This is a genomic window from Nocardia noduli (assembly GCF_019038455.1).
Classification (GTDB): domain Bacteria; phylum Actinomycetota; class Actinomycetes; order Mycobacteriales; family Mycobacteriaceae; genus Nocardia; species Nocardia noduli.
Window position 1 is genome coordinate 1 of the sequence record NZ_JAFMPL010000036.1, and the last position, 21,450, is coordinate 21,450.

The 21,450-nt window shown below is 64.1% G+C and carries 22 protein-coding genes and 1 pseudogene; 11 read left to right on the forward strand and 12 right to left on the reverse strand.

Translation table 11 applies throughout. From position 1 onward, the window contains the following. The first annotated feature begins 91 nt into the window (after positions 1-91). Positions 92-676, forward strand: a complete 585-nt coding sequence (locus tag JZ792_RS20155; RefSeq protein ID WP_216912228.1) for a TetR/AcrR family transcriptional regulator — start codon at positions 92-94, stop codon at positions 674-676. Between the two features lie 5 nt (positions 677-681). Here the strand turns inward: JZ792_RS20155 and JZ792_RS20160 are convergent, their stop codons facing one another. Both JZ792_RS20160 and JZ792_RS20165 read right to left on the reverse strand, forming a co-directional pair. Continuing rightward, entirely contained in the window at positions 682-1,572 is an 891-nt protein-coding gene (locus JZ792_RS20160) for an alpha/beta fold hydrolase (RefSeq protein WP_216912230.1), read from the reverse strand. Then, positions 1,572-2,927 carry a cytochrome P450 gene (locus JZ792_RS20165; protein WP_438804352.1) on the reverse strand — a complete coding sequence of 452 codons (1,356 nt, stop codon included), beginning with the start codon at positions 2,925-2,927 and terminating at the stop codon, positions 1,572-1,574. The genes JZ792_RS20160 and JZ792_RS20165 overlap by 1 nt, the downstream gene beginning before the upstream one ends. A gap of 268 nt (positions 2,928-3,195) precedes the next feature. Between JZ792_RS20165 and JZ792_RS20170 the strand changes: the two are divergent. Then, positions 3,196-4,050, forward strand: a pseudogene (locus tag JZ792_RS20170) (MFS transporter); the annotation flags it as partial. 167 nt (positions 4,051-4,217) lie between these two features. On the opposite strand, the gene JZ792_RS20175 reads toward JZ792_RS20170, so the two are convergent. The 5 genes from JZ792_RS20175 to JZ792_RS20195 form a co-directional block, all read right to left on the reverse strand. Further along, positions 4,218-5,030 carry an SDR family NAD(P)-dependent oxidoreductase gene (locus JZ792_RS20175; RefSeq protein WP_216912232.1) on the reverse strand — a complete coding sequence of 271 codons (813 nt, stop codon included), beginning with the start codon at positions 5,028-5,030 and terminating at the stop codon, positions 4,218-4,220. A gap of 143 nt (positions 5,031-5,173) precedes the next feature. Next, positions 5,174-5,992 carry a mycofactocin-coupled SDR family oxidoreductase gene (locus JZ792_RS20180; RefSeq protein ID WP_216912234.1) on the reverse strand — a complete coding sequence of 273 codons (819 nt, stop codon included), beginning with the start codon at positions 5,990-5,992 and terminating at the stop codon, positions 5,174-5,176. Between the two features lie 152 nt (positions 5,993-6,144). After that, positions 6,145-7,521 (reverse strand): ABC transporter substrate-binding protein, encoded by a 1,377-nt coding sequence (locus JZ792_RS20185; protein WP_254190089.1) that lies wholly within the window; start codon positions 7,519-7,521, stop codon positions 6,145-6,147. Between the two features lie 182 nt (positions 7,522-7,703). Then, positions 7,704-7,892: a ferredoxin gene (locus JZ792_RS20190; protein WP_216912236.1), complete on the reverse strand. Its 189-nt coding sequence runs from the start codon at positions 7,890-7,892 to the stop codon at positions 7,704-7,706. A gap of 136 nt (positions 7,893-8,028) precedes the next feature. Next, positions 8,029-9,306 carry a cytochrome P450 gene (locus tag JZ792_RS20195; protein ID WP_216912238.1) on the reverse strand — a complete coding sequence of 426 codons (1,278 nt, stop codon included), beginning with the start codon at positions 9,304-9,306 and terminating at the stop codon, positions 8,029-8,031. 533 nt (positions 9,307-9,839) lie between these two features. Here JZ792_RS20195 and JZ792_RS20200 point away from each other — a divergent pair. Both JZ792_RS20200 and JZ792_RS20205 read left to right on the forward strand, forming a co-directional pair. Continuing rightward, the gene (locus JZ792_RS20200) at positions 9,840-10,679 is read left to right on the forward strand and encodes a mycofactocin-coupled SDR family oxidoreductase (protein WP_216912240.1); all 840 of its coding nucleotides are present in this window, start codon (positions 9,840-9,842) and stop codon (positions 10,677-10,679) included. 213 nt (positions 10,680-10,892) lie between these two features. Next, a complete protein-coding gene (locus JZ792_RS20205) occupies positions 10,893-11,711 on the forward strand; it encodes an NAD(P)-dependent oxidoreductase (protein ID WP_216912242.1) in 819 nt (272 codons plus the stop codon). A 35-nt stretch (positions 11,712-11,746) separates the two neighbouring features. Here the strand turns inward: JZ792_RS20205 and JZ792_RS20210 are convergent, their stop codons facing one another. The 5 genes from JZ792_RS20210 to JZ792_RS20230 form a co-directional block, all read right to left on the reverse strand. Then, positions 11,747-12,571: an acyl-CoA thioesterase gene (locus tag JZ792_RS20210; RefSeq protein ID WP_216912244.1), complete on the reverse strand. Its 825-nt coding sequence runs from the start codon at positions 12,569-12,571 to the stop codon at positions 11,747-11,749. A gap of 202 nt (positions 12,572-12,773) precedes the next feature. Continuing rightward, the gene (locus JZ792_RS20215; RefSeq protein WP_216912246.1) at positions 12,774-14,249 is read right to left on the reverse strand and encodes an aldehyde dehydrogenase family protein; all 1,476 of its coding nucleotides are present in this window, start codon (positions 14,247-14,249) and stop codon (positions 12,774-12,776) included. An 8-nt stretch (positions 14,250-14,257) separates the two neighbouring features. Next, the gene (locus tag JZ792_RS20220) at positions 14,258-15,091 is read right to left on the reverse strand and encodes a carboxymuconolactone decarboxylase family protein (protein WP_216912248.1); all 834 of its coding nucleotides are present in this window, start codon (positions 15,089-15,091) and stop codon (positions 14,258-14,260) included. Between the two features lie 11 nt (positions 15,092-15,102). After that, positions 15,103-15,924 (reverse strand): mycofactocin-coupled SDR family oxidoreductase, encoded by an 822-nt coding sequence (locus JZ792_RS20225; protein WP_216912250.1) that lies wholly within the window; start codon positions 15,922-15,924, stop codon positions 15,103-15,105. 7 nt (positions 15,925-15,931) lie between these two features. Next, the gene (locus JZ792_RS20230) at positions 15,932-16,762 is read right to left on the reverse strand and encodes a mycofactocin-coupled SDR family oxidoreductase (protein ID WP_216912251.1); all 831 of its coding nucleotides are present in this window, start codon (positions 16,760-16,762) and stop codon (positions 15,932-15,934) included. Positions 16,763-16,945: 183 nt separating this feature from the next. On the opposite strand from JZ792_RS20230, the gene JZ792_RS20235 reads away from it, so the two are divergent. The 7 genes from JZ792_RS20235 to JZ792_RS20265 all read left to right on the forward strand — a co-directional run bounded on the left by JZ792_RS20235 (position 16,946) and on the right by JZ792_RS20265 (position 21,399). Continuing rightward, a complete protein-coding gene (locus JZ792_RS20235; RefSeq protein ID WP_216912336.1) occupies positions 16,946-17,527 on the forward strand; it encodes a TetR family transcriptional regulator in 582 nt (193 codons plus the stop codon). Positions 17,528-17,925: 398 nt separating this feature from the next. Then, positions 17,926-18,543 carry a TetR/AcrR family transcriptional regulator gene (locus tag JZ792_RS20240; RefSeq protein WP_216912252.1) on the forward strand — a complete coding sequence of 206 codons (618 nt, stop codon included), beginning with the start codon at positions 17,926-17,928 and terminating at the stop codon, positions 18,541-18,543. A 106-nt stretch (positions 18,544-18,649) separates the two neighbouring features. Then, positions 18,650-19,495, forward strand: coding sequence for an SDR family NAD(P)-dependent oxidoreductase (locus tag JZ792_RS20245; protein WP_216912253.1), 846 nt, complete (start codon positions 18,650-18,652; stop codon positions 19,493-19,495). A 78-nt stretch (positions 19,496-19,573) separates the two neighbouring features. Next, positions 19,574-20,179, forward strand: a complete 606-nt coding sequence (locus JZ792_RS20250) for a carboxymuconolactone decarboxylase family protein (RefSeq protein ID WP_216912254.1) — start codon at positions 19,574-19,576, stop codon at positions 20,177-20,179. A gap of 101 nt (positions 20,180-20,280) precedes the next feature. Next, positions 20,281-20,622, forward strand: coding sequence for a carboxylesterase family protein (locus JZ792_RS20255; RefSeq protein WP_216912255.1), 342 nt, complete (start codon positions 20,281-20,283; stop codon positions 20,620-20,622). 14 nt (positions 20,623-20,636) lie between these two features. Beyond that, positions 20,637-20,711: a hypothetical protein gene (locus JZ792_RS43225; RefSeq protein ID WP_368858161.1), complete on the forward strand. Its 75-nt coding sequence runs from the start codon at positions 20,637-20,639 to the stop codon at positions 20,709-20,711. A gap of 349 nt (positions 20,712-21,060) precedes the next feature. Then, positions 21,061-21,399, forward strand: a complete 339-nt coding sequence (locus JZ792_RS20265) for a carboxylesterase/lipase family protein (protein WP_216912258.1) — start codon at positions 21,061-21,063, stop codon at positions 21,397-21,399. The last annotated feature ends 51 nt before the right edge of the window (positions 21,400-21,450 follow it).

Genomic DNA, 21,450 nt, shown 5'->3' on the forward strand with positions numbered 1-21,450 from the left:
ACCCCCTACGGCGGACCCCACGCCCCGGTCCCCCGGTGATTCGCCTCGCACGCTGGGCTTACTTCTACAACAACGGGGCTGAGATATTTTCATGACCGCTCGAATCGCATATACACCGACGATCCTCGCCGATCGAGGACGACCACGAAAGTCAGTGCTCGTTCGCGAGCGGCAACGCACCGCACTCCTTCGAATCGCCTTGGAGACGATCGCAGTCCACGGCCCGTCGACGTCCATGGACGATATCGCGAAAGCGGCCGGCATGAGCAAACCGCTCATCTACACGCTGTGCGGATCGAAATCCGGTTTCTCGGCCGCTTTGGTCGCTTATGTCTTCGGCGACATGCTTTCTTCGACTGCCGGCTCGACCGAAGAATTGCCGGTCCGGCTGACACAGGCCATCAATGGGATCGCGACCGCGGTAGTGCACAATGTGGATGTGTATCGGTTTCTCGTAGACAGACACACGCTGGCGAATCAACCTTTGTTCACCACACTGGCACCGCCGATTTCGAAAATCCTCGGGATCGAGGACACACCTGCCGAGATCGGAATCACCCCGCTACTCGCGATGATCTTCAGCGGACTCGAATGCTGGATCCTGGACGAGAACCGGGTACCGCAAGACATTTTCGTCGAGAGATTGACGAATATGCTGTCCACCGCGCTTACCTAGCTGGATCACCTCCCACGCGTCGGTAGAACCCAACTTGTCGAGTCTGCCTCGGGCACGTCGCGGACGATGCCGATCCGCGAGCAGATAGCTGCCGCGACCTCCTCCGGCACTTCCTCGGGTAACCAGTGCCCCCGGTCTTGCAGGATCACCACGTCAAGGTCGGCGTGCACATACTCCGCGCACAGATCGACCCCCGCACGTGCGACGGCCACGTCTTCGGTTCCCCACACCAGCGTCGATGGAACGCTCACCGGCGGAAGCGTTTTCCAATCGTCGCCGATTGCCCGATACCAATTCAGTGCACACGTCATTGCGCCGGGCTCCAGAAGTGGGGCGAGATGGCGATCCACGATCGCGGGAGCGATGGCGTCGCCGAAGGCCAGTCGTAGAGCCGCTCCACCGTCGGCAACCAATAGGTCCTCGGAACCCGACTGCTTGAGGAACTCGATATAGGTGGATTTCTCCTGTTGCTCGGGGTCGTCAGCGATCGCACGCGCGAAGGCCGCCGGATGCGGCACCGACAGCGCGGTGACCGAGGCGATCCGTTCCGGGTGCCGAGCCGCGGCCGCCCACGCGACGACCGCACCCCAGTCATGGCCGACCAAATGCACCCTGTCCAGGGACAACTCGTCACAGAAGGCCACGACATCGCCGACCAGTTCAGCCAAACGATAGTTTTCGACTCCGGCAGGTCGCGCGCCGCACGAGTAGCCGCGCTGATTCGGCGCCCACATCGACACGCCTTGCGCAGACAGGCAATCGGCAACGCCTTCCCAGGAGGCGGCACTTTGAGGGAAACCGTGCAGTAGAAGCACACTCACCCCATTGCCGGAACCGATCCAGCGGCGTACCTCGAAAACCAGCTCACCGACGCGCAAATGAAGAGTTTCAGTCATCAAGTCCCTCTCACCGCGCCCGTGATCGGTGCCGCGAGCCGTTGCTCGTGCACTGATCGCTGCAGTTCGTCGATGGTGTCGTCCAATCCGGCTCCCAATCGCGGCCCGGGGGTGAAGGTCGCGGGAAGTTTGCGCATACCTTGGATCAGGCCGATGGTTTCATAGTGGACCGCACCATCGGGGTCGCAGTGGAAGTCGGGCATGCGATCGAGGACTGCGACCAACATCCGTTTGAAAACAGTTCGTGCCACGTTGGACCCGATGCATCGGTGGATACCGAGCCCGAAACTCAGATGCCGGTTACCTTTCCGATCCAGCACGACCTCGTTCGGGGACGAAAAGACGGTGGCATCACGATTGGCCATCGCCCAGGACAGCCATAGTCGCTCGCCTTCCTTGAACTGTTGCCCGGCGACCTCGCAATCTTCGGCGATGGTGCGGCCGTCCCCCGGCGCAGGAGTGAAGTATCGCAGGAACTCCTCGGTTGCCGAGTTCAGTAGCATCTCGCGTTCCCGACTGAGAGTTTCACGGTCCTCGGGGTGCTGCGACAGCCATTCCAGCGAGTGGGCGGTCAGCGCTGTTGTCGTGTCGAATCCCCCGCCGATGAGTAATCCGAGGATGCCGAGCAGGTCGATCTCCTCGGGCTTGTGGCCGTCGATCTCCATGCGAGCCAAGGCGTCGATCAGCCCTGGGCGTGGATCGTTGCGTATCTCGTGCAGATTGGCCATCAGGTCCATCCCCATCTCCAAGTTGAGGTTCTGGACTCGTTCACGGTCAGGTGAATCCGGAGGGGTGTAGACTGCGGCGTGCGCCGGCTCGTTGTAGACCGCCCACTTCCTCAGCGGTATGCCGAGCATGGCGAGGGTGAGGATTGCCGGAACGATATTCGCTAGGTCGTCGACGAAGTCGATCCGTCCGGATTCGATCTTTTCATCCAGGCAGGCTCGCACTATCTCATCGATGAAGGGCTCCCACCGAGCCACCGCACTCGGAGACAGGTACGGGTTGAGTACGGCACGAAAGACGCGATGTTCTGGGTCGTCCATCTCGAGGATCCCGTTGCGCAGGGGGATAACCGGCGCGCTGTACGGGATCGTGATCCCCAGATAGCCGCGACGCTCGTTCTTGTAGTCCCGATCGTTGGAAACGTGTGGGCAGCGGGCGAGTTCGAACACTTCACGATTGCCCGCGGCGACCCAGTGTCCATCGTGGGTATCGCTCCACGCTATCGGACACTTCGCGTGCATTTCCTCGGTGATCGCCTCGAACCGAAAACGGTATTCGGGTTTGTGGCGGTCGAACTGGTAGCGGCTCCGCTCACGATGGGGCTCCATCGACCGGTGGTTCGAACTCACTTCTGCGTCCTTTCGACAGGCCCGATCGTCTGCTTCCGACGCGAACGTGACTCACGAAAACTCTTGCGGTCGAGCTTCGTAACGCCCTCGCGGCTCGGCTCGAGACAGAGGGGGACTGAATTCCCGCGCGAGGCATGTTCCGCTCCAGCCAATTCGCTATCCGATCAGGATTCCAGAGTCTATCAGGACACTCAGATACTGTGCAGTATATTACTGTGGCTCAGCATCGCGGGGCCGGAGTCGCGATACCAATAGTTGCGGAGGCCCGATGGAATCCACCGAACGCGCCGGACTGTCCGCCGCCCAGCGCTGGCTGCTGACACTGTCGTGTCTCGCGGTGGTTCTCGTCATCGCCTCGATGGCGGCACTGTATACAGCGTTGCCCGAGATCGCGGCCGCGACCGGGGCCAGCCAGGCCGAACTCACCTGGATCGTCGACGGTTACACCCTCGCGCTGGCCTGCCTGGTCCTGCCCGCGGGCGCGTTGGGCGACAGATACGGCAGGCGCGCGGTCCTCATCGTCGGCCTGATCATCTTCTCGCTGGCCTCGGCGATCCCCCTCGCACTCGACAGCCCGACCTGGCTGATCGCCGCACGCGGTCTCGCCGGAGTCGGCGCGGCGCTGGTGATGCCATCGACGCTGTCGCTGCTGACCGCCGGATTCCCCGAGGAACGGCGCGGCAGCGCGATCGGACTGTGGGCCGGCGTCGCGGGCGCGGGCGCGATCCTCGGCATCCTCGGATCGGGCATCCTGATCGAATACTGGTCCTGGCTCTCGATTTTCCTCGGCATGACCGTCGCGGGCGTCATCCTGTCCATCGCGGCGTTCACCGTGGCGGAATCGGTGGACAACTCGCGGCCCGCGATGGACCCGCTCGGCGCGATCACCGGAGCCCTCGCGGTCGGCGCGATCGTGATCGCCGCGATCGAGGTACCCGCCCGCGGCTGGCTCGACCCGCTGGTGCTCCTCGCGGCCGTCACCGGCGTCCTCGCGGCCGTCGCGTTCGTGCTCGTCGAGAAACGGGTCGCGCATCCGCTGATCGATATCAAACTCTTCGCCGACCGAGGTTTCGGCAGCGGCACCGCGATCGTCACGGTGCAATTCCTGGTCACCTTCGGCATTGCCCGAAGCCGCACGCGAACCGGTAGGCGACTCACTCGCGGCCGCGCTGCAAGTCGCCGAAAGCGCGGGTTCGGCGGCGCAACCGCTCGCCGAATTCGCGTTCATCCACGGCCTGCACCGCTGGTCGAGCACTCGACCGCACCGGCGAACTCGCCGAGGGCGGGGAATCAGGCGGTACTGCCGCCGTCTGCGAGCAATGTGCTGCCGGTCATGAAAGCCGACATATCCGAGGCGCAGAACAGGACGACGCGGGCGATGTCATCGGGGACACCGGGGCGGCCGATCGGGCTTGTGAACATGAGTTGGGCCGACGTCGGGTCAGGCCCATCCACTGCAGCCGCCGAAGCAAAGGTATTGCCCTCTGTCGGGACATAGCTCGGCGCGACACCGAGCACCCGGATGCCGAGCGGAGCGAGTTCGAGGGCCAGTTCGCGCGTGAGGCCACGGGCGGCGTGTTTCGATCCGACGTAGGCTGCCAGACCCGGGGCGCTGCCGCGGAACCCGGCGGTGGAGATGATGTTGACGATGACGCCACCGGTACCGGCGTCTGCGATGCGCCGGGCCGCCTCACGTGCGCCGAGGAATACACCTCGAGCGTTCACACTGAAGACTTGATCCCAGGTCTCCTCGCTCATCTCCAGCACCGACACGGCAGGGAAGACTCCGGCGTTGTTGATCCAGATGTCGAGACCGCCCAGTTCCGCGACGGCACGGTCGGCCGCCGTCGCGACAGACGCGCCGTCGGCGACATCCATCGCGACGCCGACGGCGTTCACCCCGTGGCGTTCGGCGAGTTCCTCGGCGGCGGTGACAGCTTGATCGTGATCGATATCGCCGATCAATAGGTCCGCGCCGGATTCGGCCAAGCGGAACGCGATCGCCTTGCCGAGTCCGCGCCCGCCGCCGGTGACGACTGCGCGTCGACCACGTAGCGAAACAAGGTCGGCGAGTGGTTTGCTCGAAACATCGGGGATGGGCATAAATCTCCTTCTGGTCGCTCGAACGCCGACGCAGTCGTTGTCGGCGGCATGGGAATTCCTGTGGCGAAGCCGAGAATGCGCCCGAAAGGTGCGCCGGACCGGATGGCTACCGGTTCCCGCGCACTCCTCGCCTAGACCTGTGGCTATCGCTTGTTCAGTTGCCCCGCGTCGACGGGGACGACCGAGCCGGTGATGTAACGGGCATCGTCGGAGACCAGCCAGGCGATGGCATTGGAGACGTCGAGCGGTTCGACCAGGTCGACGGGCATGGCGTTGGACAGCGCCTGGGCCAGGGCCGGGTTGCGTTCCATGATGCCCTCCAGGTTCCCGTCACGAGCCATCGGCGTACGAACCGCGGTCGGAGCGACACTATTCACCCGGATGCTGTGCGGCGCGAGATAATTGGCCCAGGACCGCATCAGCCCGACGACACCGTGTTTGGCGGCGGTATAGCCGAGGAATCCCGCCGTCGGGATACCGACGCCGATCAGCCCGCCGGTGGAACTGGTGAGCACGATCGATCCGCCCTGGCCGCGCTCGACCATCGACGGGATCGCCACGCGACCGGTGTTCCATACACCGGTCAAGTTGACACCGATGACTTCTTCCCACTCCTGCTCGTCCGGCGCTACCGCACCACCCGCGCCGATACCGGCGTTGGCCAGGACGATGTCGACGGGGCCCAGCTCTGCGGTGCCCGCTTCGAAGGCTTCGCGCAACTGAGAAACGTCACGGACGTCGGCCTGCCTGGCCACAATCCGCCGCCCCAGCTTCTCGACCTCCGCGACAGTCTCGTTGAGTTCGTCCCGGGTACCCATCGGGTACTGCACTGTTCCCAGTTGCGCGCAGATGTCGACGGCGATGATATCGGCGCCTTCCTCTGCCAGCCGGATAGCGTGGCTGCGCCCTTGGCCGCGCGCGGCTCCGGTGATGAAAGCGACTTTGCCGTCAAGCTTTCCCATGTTTTCTCTCCTTCGGTTTTCGAATTCGCAGCCCGCTGTGGGACCGGGCCGCGCGCTGCTCGCCGTGGAGTACGCGCGGCTGGGACACCGCCTGAGACCCTCATGCCCGGGCCGCAGTCAGGCAGACGATCGCGAAGTGATCGCGGCTTTTGCTATTTGACGTCGTTGAGGCTCTTGCCGACATCGGCGAGGGTGGTGGCCGCGCCGTATTCCGCGGTGTAGCGGTAGGGGGTCACGTCGCAGCGGAACAGACCGCGGTCTGGTTTGAAGTCGGCCTGCTTCCATCCCGCTGTGGTCGCCTGCATGACGTTGAAGCAGTCCGGTGCCGCGTCCTTGTTCGAAAGATCGCGCGCGGTGTGCAAACCGGCGCCGGTCCAGGCCGTCTGCTTGGTCGCCGCCTCGAGCACGCATCGGCGAGTCAGCTGGTCACCACAACTGGAGGCGGCCTTGGCGAACAGCAGCCAGGAGGACAGCGCTCGCACCGAGCCCAGGGCCAATTCAGCTCCGGATGCGTACTTTTCGAAGATGTCGTGCAGTTGTGCCATCGCGGGTGAGGATGCCGATGCCTCGATCGGGACCGCGCCGGTCAGATCGACGACATTGTTCTGCACGCCCACCGACTGCGCGGCGGCCTGGAGGAATTGGGGGTTGTAGGCGTTGTTGGTCGGGTCGATCCAATCGAGTTTGTAGTTCATCCCCGACAGGACATCCTCGAGCTTGCCCAGCTGTCGGAAGTCGCCGTAGAACACCAGGCCCTTGACGTTCTTGTTCTTGATGGCCTGCGCGTACGGGGTCCAGTCCGACACACCCGAGGCGGGGTAGAGCTCGCTGTAGGTCACCGACCCTCCGGCAGCCTTGATAGCCTCGACGGCTTTGTCGCCGAGCACTTTGGTCACCGGCGAGTCACCGTTGATGATGCCGACCGCTCCCGCGGATTCCGGGTAGGCCTCGTTCAGCAGCCATTTCCGGAACCCGAAGTAGGGCTCATAGTGCGCGTACGTACTGGTCAACGCGCTGACCTGCAAATCCGACTGCAAATTCTGCGACTGCGAGACCTGCGCGGGGAACTCCGGCAGCAGGCACGAGAGACGGTCCTTGACACCGAGCCCGTCCAGCGCCGCACCGCCGCCGACGAGGGCGAAATCCTCCCGGCACGCGTCGAGCATCCGGGGGCGAACCTCGAGCAGATTGGTATCGCGAACCTCGTACACCAACTTCCTGCCGTTGATGCCGCCCGCCGCGTTGCACCACGAGGTGAATGCCCTGGCGGCGTCGACGAATTCGGGCTGCTTGGTGAAGCCGACGTCGCTGAAGACACCGACTTTGATCTCGGTGGCCGTCACTCCCTGGGCCGGAGTTCCGCTGGGCGATCCGCCCTTGCAGATACCGGACAGGTCGCCGAAGTTTCCCGACGACGTGGCCTGCGCGGTGGGCGCGGCGCCTTCTTCCTCACCGGTTCCGCTGCGCCCACATCCGGCGGCCAACAGTGCCATCGCCACCACGGCGATGACTATTCGTTGCGATTTCAAGGTTTCTCCTCAACTGGACCCCGTTGACCAGCCGGCGACCGTGTCGTCATCGAGCTACACCCGCGGAGGTTGCTTTGGTGTTGTCAATAGATCTCGAAAGGCCCTCTGCGACAGCGGGTACGAAGCTCCTGATGTCGAGAGGCGGCCTTCCGCTTCGGTGGGTGACCTACCGCGTCTAGCGGCTACTCCGTCACGATGGCGTGTTCGGGACAGGCGTCTACCGCGTCGATGACCGCATCGTCATATTCGTTCGGTACCTCAGGAATTCGAGCCTCGGCATAGCCGTCGTCGTTGAGTTCGAAGACGTCGGGGCATATGGCCACGCACACACCGTGTCCGCGGCATCGGTCGGAGTCGACCCAGACCTTCATCGAAGACCACCGATCATCGCGGGTGTGCGCGCCGAGGGCTGCGAGAGCGTCTGATTGTTGTTCGACATCGAAGTTGTCCCTTCGCTATCACGGCGGGCGTGGGTCGCACCATCCGAATATATTGCTGCCCAGCTCATTACGCCTTCGAGTAGGTGATGTTCAGGTCGCGCAGGCCGCGCAACAGGAAGGTCGGTTCGTAGCTGTAGTTGCGGTGGCCCGCGGCGCCGTGCGCGCTCTCGTCGATCGAGATATCGGTCAGACGGTCCAGCAAACGATTGAGGGTGACCTGGCCTTCGGTGCGGGCCAGTGGCGCGCCCGCGCAGGTGTGGATGCCGCGACCGAAGGCGATGTGCTCGCGCGAGTTACGACGGTCGAGCTGGAACTCGTCGGGATTCTCGAATTTGCGCGGATCCCGATTGGCGGCGCCGATGCACAACATCAGCACGGTGCCCGCCTTGATCTCGACCCCGCCCAGTACGGCGGTCTTGCGCGCCAACCGGAAGTCGACCTTGGTCGGGCTTTCGAAACGCAGCGATTCCTCGATGAACGCACCGATCAGGCTGCGGTCCTCGCGCACGCGCTGCTGCAGTTGCGGCTGTTCGGCGAGAACACGCACAGCCGAGCTGAGTAGCTTGGTGACTGTTTCCTGTCCGGCCGCGAACAGGAAGGTCGCCGGTCGCACGATATCGATGACCTCGGGCACGGATCCGTCGGGATAGTTCGTGGCCGCGAGGACTCCCAGGATGTCCTCATGCGGCGCATTGCGACGGTCGGTGATGTACTCGCTGAAGGTGTCTTCCAGCCACTGCAGCGGGTTGGAGGCCACCGGTTCGTGATCCAGCGCGCCGACCCTGGTGCCTGGATCCTTGTGACCGGCCAGGCGCGTGCGGAACTCGTGGCGGTCGGACTCGGGCACACCGAGCAGGTCGGCGATCACCAGCGTGGCGAAGGGCTTGGCGTAGTCGTCGAGGAACTCGCAACGACCGCCCGCGACGATCTCGTCGAACTGGCGATCAGCCAGACGCCACATGTAGTCCTCGTTCTCCTTGAGGCGCTTGGGCGTCAGCAGCCGACTCAGCAGGGTACGGGTCTTCGTATGGTCCGGGGGATCCATGGTCACCATGTGCTCGAAGAGCGGGAGCTGGTGCCGGTGGGCCTCGATCTGCGCGGTGATGTCGTCTCCCTCGGGCACGAACGGCAGCGGCGGGAAGGGCCCACCGATCGAGATGCAGGCCGAGAACGCGTCGGTATTGCGGAATGCCTCATTGGCTTCCTGATATCCGGTGACGGCGACGACGCCGTGGTTGGGCTCACGAAAGACCGGATTCTGGCTACGTAGGTAGTGCAGATATTTGTACGGATCTTGCGCGATCGATGCGTCGGAGAAGTAGTCGACAGACGCCAAGTCGGTCATTGTCAGCCTTTCGAACAGGAGCTGTGGCCACCGGCCGAGGACATTTCGATCGGACGGTTGATGGGTATTGATCGGCGACCGAGTCAACGCTGCGTCAGCGTCGCGCAGGACAGCTGACGACATCGCCTCGGTGGGTGCTCAGCACGGACAGTCTTGCGTTCAATCCGATCGCAATTTATCGATCGATCAAATCTAATTGAGTTGAGTATGAGTACCATGCAGTCCAGCGCACGGTCAAGGGTATTGCCCCGGATCGAGAACGACCTGCGGTTCGACACTGCGCGACAGCCCATCGAACAGCACGCCTCGCATGCGCTCTAGCTGCGACTTAGCGTGTCGTGCGCGGCAAGATCGCCGGTGCGGAACACCGATGACTCGGCACCCCCTTCCCGCGCCGGTCAACGAACTACAGGTCGATCAACCGTTGACAGCAGAGTGTTCTCGATGTCACATTTGATCGTCCGATCAGTACCGCGATTGGTCATACACGTCAGGCTGCGCGAGCGGCACATCTGCAAGGAACGGGGTTTTCCATGGTTGGGCGGGTCGAAGGCAAGGTGGCCTTCATCACGGGTGCGGCGCGTGGTCAGGGACGCAGCCACGCACTGCGACTGGCGCAGGAAGGCGCCGACATCATTGCCATCGACGTATGCAAGCCGGTCAGCGGCACAGATCTGATTCCCGCGTCCACCCCGGACGACCTGGCCGACACCGTCGAACAGGTGAAGCGACTCGGTAGGCGAATCATCGCCACCGAAGTCGACGTTCGCGACTTCGACGGGGTGAAGGCCGCGGTGGACGACGGCGTCGAGCAACTGGGCCGCCTGGACATCATCGTGGCCAACGCGGGCATCGGCAACGGCGGGCAGACCCTGGATCAGCTCGACGAGCAGGACTGGGAGGTCATGATCGATATCAACCTCTCCGGCGTCTGGAAGACGGTGAAAGCCGCTGTACCCCACCTGTTGTCGCAGGGCACAGGCGGATCGATCATCCTGACGAGTTCGGTCGGCGGGCTGAAGGCCTACCCGAACACCGGTCACTACATCGCCGCCAAGCATGGCGTGGTCGGCCTGATGAGGACCTTCGCGGTCGAACTGGGTCAGCATTCGATCCGGGTCAACTCGGTGCATCCGACCAACGTCAACACCCCGATGTTCATGAACGAGGGGACGATGAAAATGTTCCGTCCGGATCTGGAGAATCCGACCGTGGACGACTTCCGTCCCGTCGCCCAATTCATGCATGTGCTGCCCGTCGGCTGGGTCGAGCCGGTCGACATCAGCAACGCGGTGCTGTTCCTGGCCTCGGACGAAGCCCGCTACGTCACCGGCCTTCCCCTGACCGTCGACGCGGGCAGCACCCTGAAATAGGGCACCGGTCCGGTTATGGCGACCGGCGGATGTTGTGGGTATCGCAGCAGGGGGCGGCACCGGCCGAAACTGCGAGTCCATCGAAGACTCCGACGAGCCGGGTAACGACGTGATCAGTCGATCTGTCCCCCGTCCGGCCGTCGGATGAGCAGGTGCACGGCACACATCGGGGGGAGAAGATCCACCACAACCAACCACTATTGGAGAAATATCGTGCGCGTAGGTTTTATCGGACTCGGCAGCCAGGGCGCTCCCATGGCGCGGCGGATCGTCGAGGCGGGACACCCGACCACATTGTGGGCGCGCCGGCCCGAGACGCTGGCCGCCTTCGCCGATACCGATGCCACGGTAGCGACATCCCCGGCCGAACTCGCCGCAGCCAGTGACCTGGTCTGTCTGTGCGTGGTCGGCGATGCCGACGTCACCCAGGTCGTCGAGGGGGCCGACGGCGTACTGAGCGGATTGGCACGCGACGGCGTCATCGCGGTGCACAGCACGATTCATCCTGACACCTGTCGCGAAATCGCGAAAATCGCTGCGGACAAGGGTGTTCGGGTCATCGACGCACCGGTGAGCGGAGGCGGTTACGCCGCCGCCGAAGGTCGGCTGCTGGTGATGGTCGGCGGCGAGACCGACACTGTAGAACGGTGCAGGCCGGTCTTCGACTCCTATGCCGGGCGAGTCGTACATCTGGGCGATCTCGGCGCGGGCCAAGTCGCCAAACTGCTCAACAATCTGCTGTTCACCGCGAATCTCGCCACCGCGGCAACGACTTTCACACTCGGCAAGGAGTTGGGCATCGATCCGCAGCGGCTGGGCGAATTCCTGTCCGAGGGCACCGCGAACAGTTTCGCGCTGAGCACGATCGCCCCGTTGGGCGGCAGTCTCGAGGTCCTCGCCGCCCATGCCAGCGGTCTGCTGCGCAAGGATGTCGGGCTCATCGGCGATCTCGCCGACCGTGCCGCGGCCCAGCGCGGCGCAGTCGTCACCGCCGCCGAGGCGACGTTGGAACTGATGGAGTCGCTGCGCTGACGATCGTGACGGATCGGTCGTACTCGGCCGATCCGTCACGAGCGGAACCTGAGCAACCCTTCTTGCGCGAACGAGGCGACCAGTGTGCCGTTCTCGGTGAAGACATCGCCACGCCCGAAGCAACGGGCGTGAGCGGCCAACGGGCTGTGATGGCGGAGTAGCAGCCAGTCGTCGGTGCGGAACGGGCGGTGGAACCACACCGTGTGTGACGTGGTGGCCGCGGTCCAGACACTGCCGTTGCCGTGATGGTTGTAGCCGACGAACGGGCGCAGCGCGGTGCCGATGAGGTTCATATCGGAGGCGTAGGCGACCAGGGCCTCCGCAATTGCCGGATCAACCGCGGGAGTGCGCATCCAGAGGTCGTAGTCGGGTGCCTGCGCGGTGAGCAAGTTCAGATCGTCTGCCGAGCGGGCCTCCCAGGGCAGCAGACCGTGGCCGATCCGGAACTCGGGCGACAGCACCGACGGCACGGAAGTGACCGCTTGGTTCTCCGGCCCGCCCTCGATGACGTGCAGACTCACCGATGCCGTGGCGAGTACCTCGCCGTCCTGCTGCGCGACGATCGCCAGCGTGGCGAAGGACCTCCCGATACGTACGCGGCGCGCCACGTAGCGAACAGCTTTGTGCCCCTTGCCTTCCCGAATGAATTGCACGTGCAGCGATTTCACTGCCTTGTCGGGACACGTCGCCGCGGCGACGCGAACGAACTGCGCGAGTACCTGGCCACCGAAAAGCCGGTCGATGTCGAGATGTTGGCTGTCGGCCTCGAAAATCGTTGTCTCATTGCCTGGTTCCATCGAGTGCGCGGACACGGAACGCAATTCGAGGCAGTGGAGCAGATCGGACCAGTCGGCAGGCACACCGGGCCCCTTTCGAAGTGTGAGAATATACGCACGCTGCTGGTGGCTGTCGCTGCGTCGATGGCGAGGCGCGCCCCGAAGCTGATCGGGGCATCACATGATCACCGGGTCGAGGTCGCCCACACTGTGCGGCCTGAGGCCCACACACGGTGTGTCACCGCGTGCGGGCAGTAGCCCAACCACCTTCTCAGTTGTATGCGTGTCAGCCCATTCCGATCCGAATGTTCTTCACCTGCAAGAATTCGTTCAGGCCGTCGAGTCCGCCGGTGCGGCCGAAACCGCTCTGCTTGTAGCCGCCGTACGGGCCCTGTGGTGAGATGTCGCTGATCTGATTGATCCAGATCGACCCCGCTTCCAACTGCCTCGAGACACGGTGCGCACGAGTGAGGTTGGTGGTTTGGATGAAGGCGTTCAGACCGTAGGGGCTGTCGTTGGCGATCCGAATCGCGTCGGCTTCGTCGGTGAACTTGATGACAGACACCACCGGTCCGAAGGTTTCGACCTGGGCCAGCGCCGACCGGTTGTCGACGTCGGCGAATACGGTCGGCTCGATGTAGAAGCCCTCGGCCAGATCGCCACCGATCCGTTTTCCGCCGGTGACCAGTTCGCCCGAGCGGCTGGCGACAGCTTCGTCGATCACGCCCAGGATGCGGTCGGTGTCGTGCTGGCTCACCACCGGACCGAAGACGACGCTCGGGTCGAAGGGGTCTCCGACCCTTGCGGCCTCGACGGCCCCGACGAACTTCTCCAGGAATGCGTCGTACACCGATTCCTGGACCAAGACGCGGCTCGCACTGGCACAACTCTGTCCGGACTGGACAATGGGGCCCTGGTACGCCGACAACTGCGCCGCGGCGTCGAGGTCCGCGTCGGCGAACACGATATTGGCGGATTTGCCCCCGAGTTCGGCGACCACCGGAGTGAGGTTCTGCGCGGCGGCGGTCAAGATTTTGCGCGCGGTCTCTCCCCCACCGGTGAAGTGGATCTTGCTGATCCCGCGATGCCGCACGAGCGCGTCGCCGCCCTCGGTGCGCGCGGGCACGATGTTCACCAGCCCCACGGGCAATCCCACCTCGACGCACAACTCACCGAAGCGCAGCGCCGCGAACGGCGCCAGCGCCGACGGCTTGAAGACAACGGCGTTTCCCGCGGCCAACGCCGGTGCCACGCAGGCGGCCGCGACGACCATCGAACCGTTCCACGGGGCGATGACGCCGACGACGCCGTAGGGTTCGCGTTCGATCAGGTTGAGATCGAACGACCCGGCCACCGGACTGCTGAGACCGTGCGGCTTGTCGACATATCCGGCGAAGTGGCGCAGAAAACGTTCGACAAGAATCGTATTGATCGCCAGCGACACCGGGACACCGTAGTCGTGCACATTGAGCTGGGAGAATTCGCCCATGTGGTCGCGAACGGCATCGGCGAGATCGATCAGCAGGTCGCGACGACGGTCGGCGGTGAACGACATCCATTCCCGCTGAGCATGTTTACCGGACGCGACCGCCAGGTCGATCTCCTCGGATCCGGCCAGCGCAATCGTCCCGTTCGAGCGGCCGGTGCCGGGGAAGATGTGCTCGTGGGTGCCACCGGAGGATCGATCGATCCGATCGCCGCCGATGAACAGCCCGCCCGGCAGCGACGGTGCGGGCTGATGATTGTCAGTGGTGGAGACCACGTCTGCTCCTAGGAAGTCGTTGCGGCTTCATCACGCCACTCCCGGAGGACCCGGGCTTTCTGCTCACCGATCACATGACCGAGATAGGCCGCCTTGGGCAATCCGGAGTACGCGCCGAATTGCAGAGCGAGTTCGTCCATCTCCTCGAAGGAGATGTCGCGGCTCTTCAGCGCCGCGTAGACATGGGACAGGATCGGCAGTGGCGCGTCCTGGAATCCCACGCACGCCACGGTGATCAAGCGGCGCGCTCTCATATCCAGTCCCGGCCGAACCCACATCTCACCGAAGACGAAATTGAGAATGCCCGCCCCCTGGTAGGGGTTGTCCCGGTCGGGCGCGAAGGGCATGCAGTTGATGTCCTTGAAGGTTGCCGTGCCCCGCACCAGGCGCTCCTCCGGGTCACTCGGAGTGACCAGCGGCAGTAGCGGCTCCGGTGGGGGCAGGGGTAGGCCACGCTCGCGATGGATCCGGTCCCACTGGATGTCGACGACGATGTTGAACCGTGAGGCCTTCGGCCATCCCGCGTAGACCGCGAAATGCAGTACTGTTTCCCGCATTTCGGTGATCGTGATGTCACCGCTGTTCAGCGCGGCGTAGACGTGGTCGACCAGGTCCTGTTCGGAGTCGGAATCGGCCACGCACGACAGCGTGATGAACCGGCGATCGCGGCGGCTGAGCACCGGACGAGTCCACACCTCGGCGAAGACGAAATCGATCAGGCCGCTGGTCGCCGTCGGACTCGAATCCGTCGGCGGCTCGAAGGTCATGACGTCGGCGAACTCACGTCGTCCTCGTTCCGAACGCTGCGCGGCGTCTGCCGCGGCAGTATCGATGGTTCCCATATCATTCGCTTTCATTTGAGCGTGACCCCGGCGTCGACCTTGAACTCCATCCCGGTTACGTGCCGGGCCTCGTCGGAGATCAAATAGAGCACGGCGTTGCTGATATCGATGGCCTCGGTCATCACGACCGGCAGCGCGTTGCCGAACAGAGGCGCCAGGTCCGGGCGCACCTGCGAGAGCAGACCGAACAGCGATTCCGGTGACATGCCGGTCGGCACCCCGGTCGGATGCACGGTATTGACCCGAACACTCTGCGCGGCAAGCTCATTGGCCAACGCACGACTCAACCCGACGACGCCGTGTTTGGAGGCCGTGTACGGAGTGTGCAGCGGCGTGCCTTTCAGACCCGCCGCCGAGCTGATGTTGACAATGCTGCCACCGTGATCGACCAGATACGGAAGCGCGGCGGCACAGGTGTTCCAGGTGCCGATGAGATTGATGTCGACAACCGTGCGCCACTGTTGCGACGTCGTCATGTCCCAGGTCCCCGCCGTCAGTACCCCCGCGTTGGACACGACCGCGTCCAACCCGCCGAGCTGAGCGACCCCTGCGTCGACGGCGCTCATCAGCGCCTCGGCGTCACGGATGTCGACCTGCGCGGTGACCGCCCGACGCCCGTGTTTCTCCACCAGCTGCGCTGTTTCGGCGAGATCCTCCGGTGTGGCCAGCGGATATTCGAGTTCCGGGAGCGACCGGCAGATATCGATCAGGATCACGTCGGCGCCCTGTTCGGCGAGCCGGACGGCATGGCTGCGGCCCATTCCACGGGCGGCGCCGGTGATCAGGACGCGTTTGCCCGCCACACGTCCGGGCGGTCGCGTGTTCTCGGTCATCGCGTCCTCAGAGCTTGTTGGTGAAGCCGGCGTCGACCGGCAGGGTCACACCGGTGATGTATTTGGCTTCGTCGGAAGCCAGGAATGCGATCGCCGAACTGATGTCCTGCGGTTCGAGCATCGCGACGGGCATCGGGTTCATCAGATGCGGACCGCCGTCGGGGTTGTTCGCCGCCCATTCCATCATCTGCGGATTGACCGCCATCATGGTGTTCACCGCCGTCGGGTGGACGGTGTTGACGCGAATGCTGTACTGCGCCAGACCATTCGCCAAACAGCGCATGATCCCGACCATGCCGTGCTTGGAGGCGGCGTAACCGAGGCCGCCCCCGTCCATGCCGCCCATGCCCACCAGGCCTGCCGTCGAGCTGGTGAAGGTGATCGAACCGCCGCGGCCACCCGCGATGAGGTGCGGGATGGCGGCGCGAGCGGTGTTGAACGCGCCGGTCATGTTCACACCCACCACATCGGCCCACTGCGCGAGTTCGGTCTCGATCGGAACTTCCTCGAGCGACAGCGGCGCGATGCCCGCGTTCGCGCACACGATGTCGAGACGACCGAGCTGGGCCACTCCGGCGTTCAGCGCGTCGCGGATCTGGAGGAAGTCGCGTACATCGGCGACCGTGCCGATCATCTTGCGTCCCTGTCCCTCGACGAGCGCGATCGTCTCATCGAGCTCCTCACGGCTAGCCATGGGGTAGCTGTTGGACGCGATATCGGCGCAGATGTCCACACCGATGATGTCGGCTCCCTCACCGGCGAGGCGAACGGCGTGGCTTCTGCCCTGCCCTCGCGCTACTCCGGTGATGAAGGCGACTTTGCCATCTAACGAACCCATCGTTCCTCGTTTCGGTGCCGAGTAGATTCGCGTCACCCCGGTTGATTCACGAGGAGAACGCGACAACATTGAACGCAAATCTGCGCTTGACCTGTGGTATCTTGGATACCAGCAGCGAGACTAGCAGGTCCGCCGCCCGGAGGGAAGGAATCGGTCGGATTGAGTGAACGCTACGACGCGGTCATGGAGTCTGCCGTCGGGGAAGGCGAACAGCGCATTCGCGAATCGGTCATCGACATACTCGAGACCGAGGGATACGACGCGGTGCAGGTGCGAGTGGTCGCCCGGCGTGCTCGCGTGTCGCTGGCCAAGATCTACAAGCTGTACGGCACCCGCGACGAACTCATCCTCGCCGCGCTGGACTGGTGGACGAAGGAGAATCGTTACGCGGGGCTACCCACATCGACACCGGGCCCTGGAGATTCTCTGCACACCGCCCTCATGCGAGTGCTGCGCCCGATCTTCGAACCCTGGGAAGACCACCCCGGCTTGTTGGCCGCCTACTTTCGCGCACGATCCGCGACGGGCGGCGAAACACTGGTCAGCCACGGACTAGACGCAGTCGTTCCCGCCGCGATGACAGTACTGGTCGACGTCGATGTCGAATTCATCCAGGACCTGGACACGATCCTGACCAGCCTGGTCTACGGGCTTTTCGGACGTGTCGCACGCGGGGAGATCGAAGCGCGAGCGATAGTGCCCGCCGTCGACCGCGCCGTGTACTGGTTGACCACCGGCTACGAAGCAACAGCCGGATCCCGATAGCGGATGCCGAGTACGAAGCATCGCGGGGACCCGACCGACTTTCTCCCCCGCCGCAATCCGGCTCCGACATTTGGCTGTTCGCGCCTCGTCTTCGACGAAAATGCGCCCTCGTGGTCACCGGCGATTTGGACGCGACCTCAGATTCGACCGAGGATTTCTGGACAACGAACTCGACGACGCGGTCCCGAACCGACCCACAACCCGCGGTCCTCGACATCAGATGAGTTACCCTGCAAGTTCGGCATCGACCGCGATGCGACCACTGTCCGAACCGCACTTGCCGTCGCTGCCATTTTGATCATTCGATCAATGTTAGAGTGGCTCATGACTTCTGTCGGATGGCACTCCCCCTCGCGTGTCGCGCAGCCCAGCGTCGTCGCCGACGATCGGTGTGACATATGACCGACCAGAGCACCCCCAAGGGCGTCAAAGCCGACACACGCCAGCGTCTCATGGAGGCGACCGCCGAGATCATGCGCACCGAGGGGTACGCCGCCGTCACCACGCGACGGATCGCCACGGAGGTGGGGGTGCGCTCCGCGCTGTTGTACTACTACTACCCAACGCTGGAAGACCTGCTCGTCGCGGTGATGCGAAACGGCGCGGAACTTTCACTCGCCCGCATGCGTCAAGCGATCACCGATGACGATCCCCTGCAGGCATTGTGGCTGATCAATACCGATGCCCGATACACCGCGCTCAATACCGAGTTCATGGCCTTGGCCAACCATCGCAAAGTGATCGCCGAGGAATTGAAGTCCTACGCCGAGAGGGTCCGCGACATCGAGACGACGGCGGTCGCCCTCGTGATGCGCTCTCACGGGCTGGATCCGCACCGATTCCCACCGGTCGTGATGTCCATGCTCCTGACCGGAGCGGCGCGCATCATCTGCAACGAGGGCGCGGTGGGAATGCGGCAAGGACACGAAGAGTTGCGCGCCTTCATGGAGGGCATGATCGCGCAGTTCCGCCTGTCGGCCCCGAATACGGATCCGGACGATGCCACTGCGATGTGACCGTTGACACGACCACCTCGATATGTGAAGGTTTGATCGATCGATCAGTTTCGTGTTGATCGAGAGTGAGTATCTATGCGTGCCATCGAATCGAACGAGGTAATCCATGAGTGGACGGGTTGACGGCAAGGTCGCTTTGATCACGGGCGCGGCGCGGGGACAAGGACGCACTCACGCGGTGCGACTGGCGAAGGAGGGCGCAGACATCATCGCCATCGACATCTGCGGTCAGGCCGAAGAAACCGCTGGCGCCTCAATGCCTTCCACGCCCGCAGACCTGGCAGCCACTGCCGAGTTCGTGAAGCAGCACGGACGGCGCGTCGTGACCGTGCAGGTCGATATCCGCGACGGCGACGCGCTCGAGCGTGCGGTGGACGGCGCTGTGAAAGAGCTGGGCGGGCTCGACATCGTCGTGGCCAACGCCGGTATAGGGAATGGCAGCCGAACCGCTGACGAGCGCAGTCGACAGAACGGGAAACCACCACCCCGGATCGACCTCAACCGCTCGGGGGTATGGAAGACGCTGAAAGCCGCTGTCCCCCAACTGCTCGCGACCGGAAAAGGCAGCATCGTGCTCACCAGCCCGTTGAACGGACTCGCGGCACGCTCGGACACGGGCCTGTACAGCGCCTCCAAGCCCGGCATGGTCAGGATGATGCGGAGTTTCGCGATCGAGTTGGCGCCACACTCCATCCGCTGCAATTCGATCCATCCGGCCGACCCGGGCGCTCCGATCTTCGCAGACGACGAAGCCGAGTCGACATCCCGTCCGGATCTGGGCGATCCTGACTCTGCCGACCTCGAAGCGATCACTCAGTCGGTGAACAGGATGCTCGTCGGCTGGAACTGCGTACCCGCCATCAGCGACGCCGTCGTCTTCCTGGCGTCGAACGAATCCGCCTATGTCACAGGCATTCCCCTGAATGTCGATGTAAGCGGTCTGCTCATCTGACTCCGGCCATCGTCGCGACGTCGAGCATGGCGAGTCGCCGCGCAGGCGCCATATTTCACAGAAGGAATCCGATCTGACATGGCCCGAATCGAGCCCCTCCCCTTGGCCGAGTGGCCGAAAACGATGCGCGCGGCGATGGCAGCCATGGTTCCCCCGGAACCTCGCTATCCGCAGCCGGTACAGGAGAACCGTCCCGCGGCCCGAAACATACTCGGCACTTTCGCCCATCATCCCGCACTGGCACGCGCGTTCTTCACTTTCAACGGCCATATACTCAGAGCGACCACGCTCACCGAGCGGCAACGCGAAATGATCGTGCTGCGCGTCGCCGCGGTTCGCACCTCCAATTATGAATGGGCACAGCACCTTTGCATGGCACACGATGCGGGTCTGACCGACGAGGAGATCGCACGTATCGCTTTCGGCCCCGAAGCGCCATTCTGGAGTGACCTCGACGCGGCGCTGTTGCAGGCCGTCGACGACCTGATCAGCGACGGTGCCATCGGTCAGAACACCTGGGACGGACTCCGAGCCGACTTCGATACTCAGCAGATTCTCGACATCCTCTTTACCGTCACCGCCTACGACGGGCTCGCCAGAATGTCGCGATCTTTCGAACTCGACCTGGATGACGACCTCCGCCCGGCGCCCAGCGATTCGAGTGCGGCGCCCACTACGACCTGAGGCACCATACGACCCGCTGTTCCGATCACCTTCATCCAGAGAGGTGATCGACTGTTCCGCACCGCCGAGTCGCCGCGCGACGAAGGGATCTATCAGCAGGCGTGGCCGTCTTCCGCGGAATTCCCTTCGCGCGGCCACCGGTGGGTGCGGCCCGCTTCCTGGCACCGCGCCCGCCCCACTCCTGGGACGGTGTCCAAACCGCTCTCGAGTTCGGAACACAGCCACCGCAGGATCCGGGGATCGCCGGGCTGACCGGCATGACGGACATTTGCGATCGTGACGACTGGCTCACCGTGAATGCCTGGACGCCCGAACCGGATTCGGCTGCGAAGCGGGCCGTCCTGGTGTGGATCTACGGCGGCGCGTACAAACTGGGCTTCGCGGGCAGCCCCGGTTACGACGCGTTCCGGATCGCCGCGACAGCGATGTCGTCGTCACGTTGAACTATCGAGTCGGCGTGAGGGGATTCACCCGGATCGATGGGGCGCTGGCGAACCGAGGTCTGCTCGATCAGATCGCGGCACTGCACTGAGTGCGGGAGAACATCGCGGCCTTCGGCGGCGACACCGACCGAGTCGCCGTCTGCGGCGAGTCCCGCCGGTGCCGGATCTGTGGCAGCACTGCTGGTAATGCCTGGCCCGCAAGACTTTTCCAGCGAGCGATCGTCCAGAGTATGCCCGGCAAGTATCACTCCGACGAGCTGGCTGCCGACGTCGCAGGAGCGATCACCGCGACAATCGGCCTGCGGCCCACGGTCGCAGAACTGTGTGGATCCGCGTCGGCTGCCGGAAGCTGGTGTCACACTCAACGCCGAGATGCGCCGATACACCCGAACCTGGTGAGTCGGAGTCGGTGCCCACCTGTTCGCCCCCTTCGCCCCTGTGGTCGACGGCGAGGGGCTGCCGACGACACCGTGGCATGCGGTGCGGGCGGGAGCGGCGCGCGATATCGCCGTACTCATCGGGCGCAACCGAGACGAATGCCGACTGTTCCTCGCGCTCAGCGGAACGCTGGCGACGATCGACGACGCCGTGCGAGCGCAGATCTGGAAGTGTTCGGGCCCGGCCCGGACAGCGAGGGCGCCTACCGCGCGGCCTTCCCCGACGCCTCCCCCGACGCGGCTGTGCGAGCTGGTGCAGTTCGATCAGATGTTCCACATGCCCGCGCTGCATCTCGCCGACGCCCGGGCGGCCGGCAGCGGCCGGGTGCACATGTACTGACTGACCTGGAACTCGCCGAACAACGGCGGTGCGCTCGGCGCATGTCACGGT

What these genes read in the sequence shown, in the direction of transcription:
- JZ792_RS20155 (WP_216912228.1), top strand. Translation starts at nt 92, where the DNA reads ATGACCGCTCGAATCGCATATACACCGACGATCCTCGCCGATCGAGGA.
- JZ792_RS20160 (WP_216912230.1), bottom strand. Translation starts at nt 1,572, where the DNA reads ATGACTGAAACTCTTCATTTGCGCGTCGGTGAGCTGGTTTTCGAGGTA.
- JZ792_RS20175 (WP_216912232.1), bottom strand. Translation starts at nt 5,030, where the DNA reads ATGCCCATCCCCGATGTTTCGAGCAAACCACTCGCCGACCTTGTTTCG.
- JZ792_RS20180 (WP_216912234.1), bottom strand. Translation starts at nt 5,992, where the DNA reads ATGGGAAAGCTTGACGGCAAAGTCGCTTTCATCACCGGAGCCGCGCGC.
- JZ792_RS20190 (WP_216912236.1), bottom strand. Translation starts at nt 7,892, where the DNA reads ATGAAGGTCTGGGTCGACTCCGACCGATGCCGCGGACACGGTGTGTGC.
- JZ792_RS20195 (WP_216912238.1), bottom strand. Translation starts at nt 9,306, where the DNA reads ATGACCGACTTGGCGTCTGTCGACTACTTCTCCGACGCATCGATCGCG.
- JZ792_RS20200 (WP_216912240.1), top strand. Translation starts at nt 9,840, where the DNA reads ATGGTTGGGCGGGTCGAAGGCAAGGTGGCCTTCATCACGGGTGCGGCG.
- JZ792_RS20220 (WP_216912248.1), bottom strand. Translation starts at nt 15,091, where the DNA reads ATGGGAACCATCGATACTGCCGCGGCAGACGCCGCGCAGCGTTCGGAA.
- JZ792_RS20225 (WP_216912250.1), bottom strand. Translation starts at nt 15,924, where the DNA reads ATGACCGAGAACACGCGACCGCCCGGACGTGTGGCGGGCAAACGCGTC.
- JZ792_RS20230 (WP_216912251.1), bottom strand. Translation starts at nt 16,762, where the DNA reads ATGGGTTCGTTAGATGGCAAAGTCGCCTTCATCACCGGAGTAGCGCGA.
- JZ792_RS20235 (WP_216912336.1), top strand. Translation starts at nt 16,946, where the DNA reads ATGGAGTCTGCCGTCGGGGAAGGCGAACAGCGCATTCGCGAATCGGTC.
- JZ792_RS20240 (WP_216912252.1), top strand. Translation starts at nt 17,926, where the DNA reads ATGACCGACCAGAGCACCCCCAAGGGCGTCAAAGCCGACACACGCCAG.
- JZ792_RS20245 (WP_216912253.1), top strand. Translation starts at nt 18,650, where the DNA reads ATGAGTGGACGGGTTGACGGCAAGGTCGCTTTGATCACGGGCGCGGCG.
- JZ792_RS20250 (WP_216912254.1), top strand. Translation starts at nt 19,574, where the DNA reads ATGGCCCGAATCGAGCCCCTCCCCTTGGCCGAGTGGCCGAAAACGATG.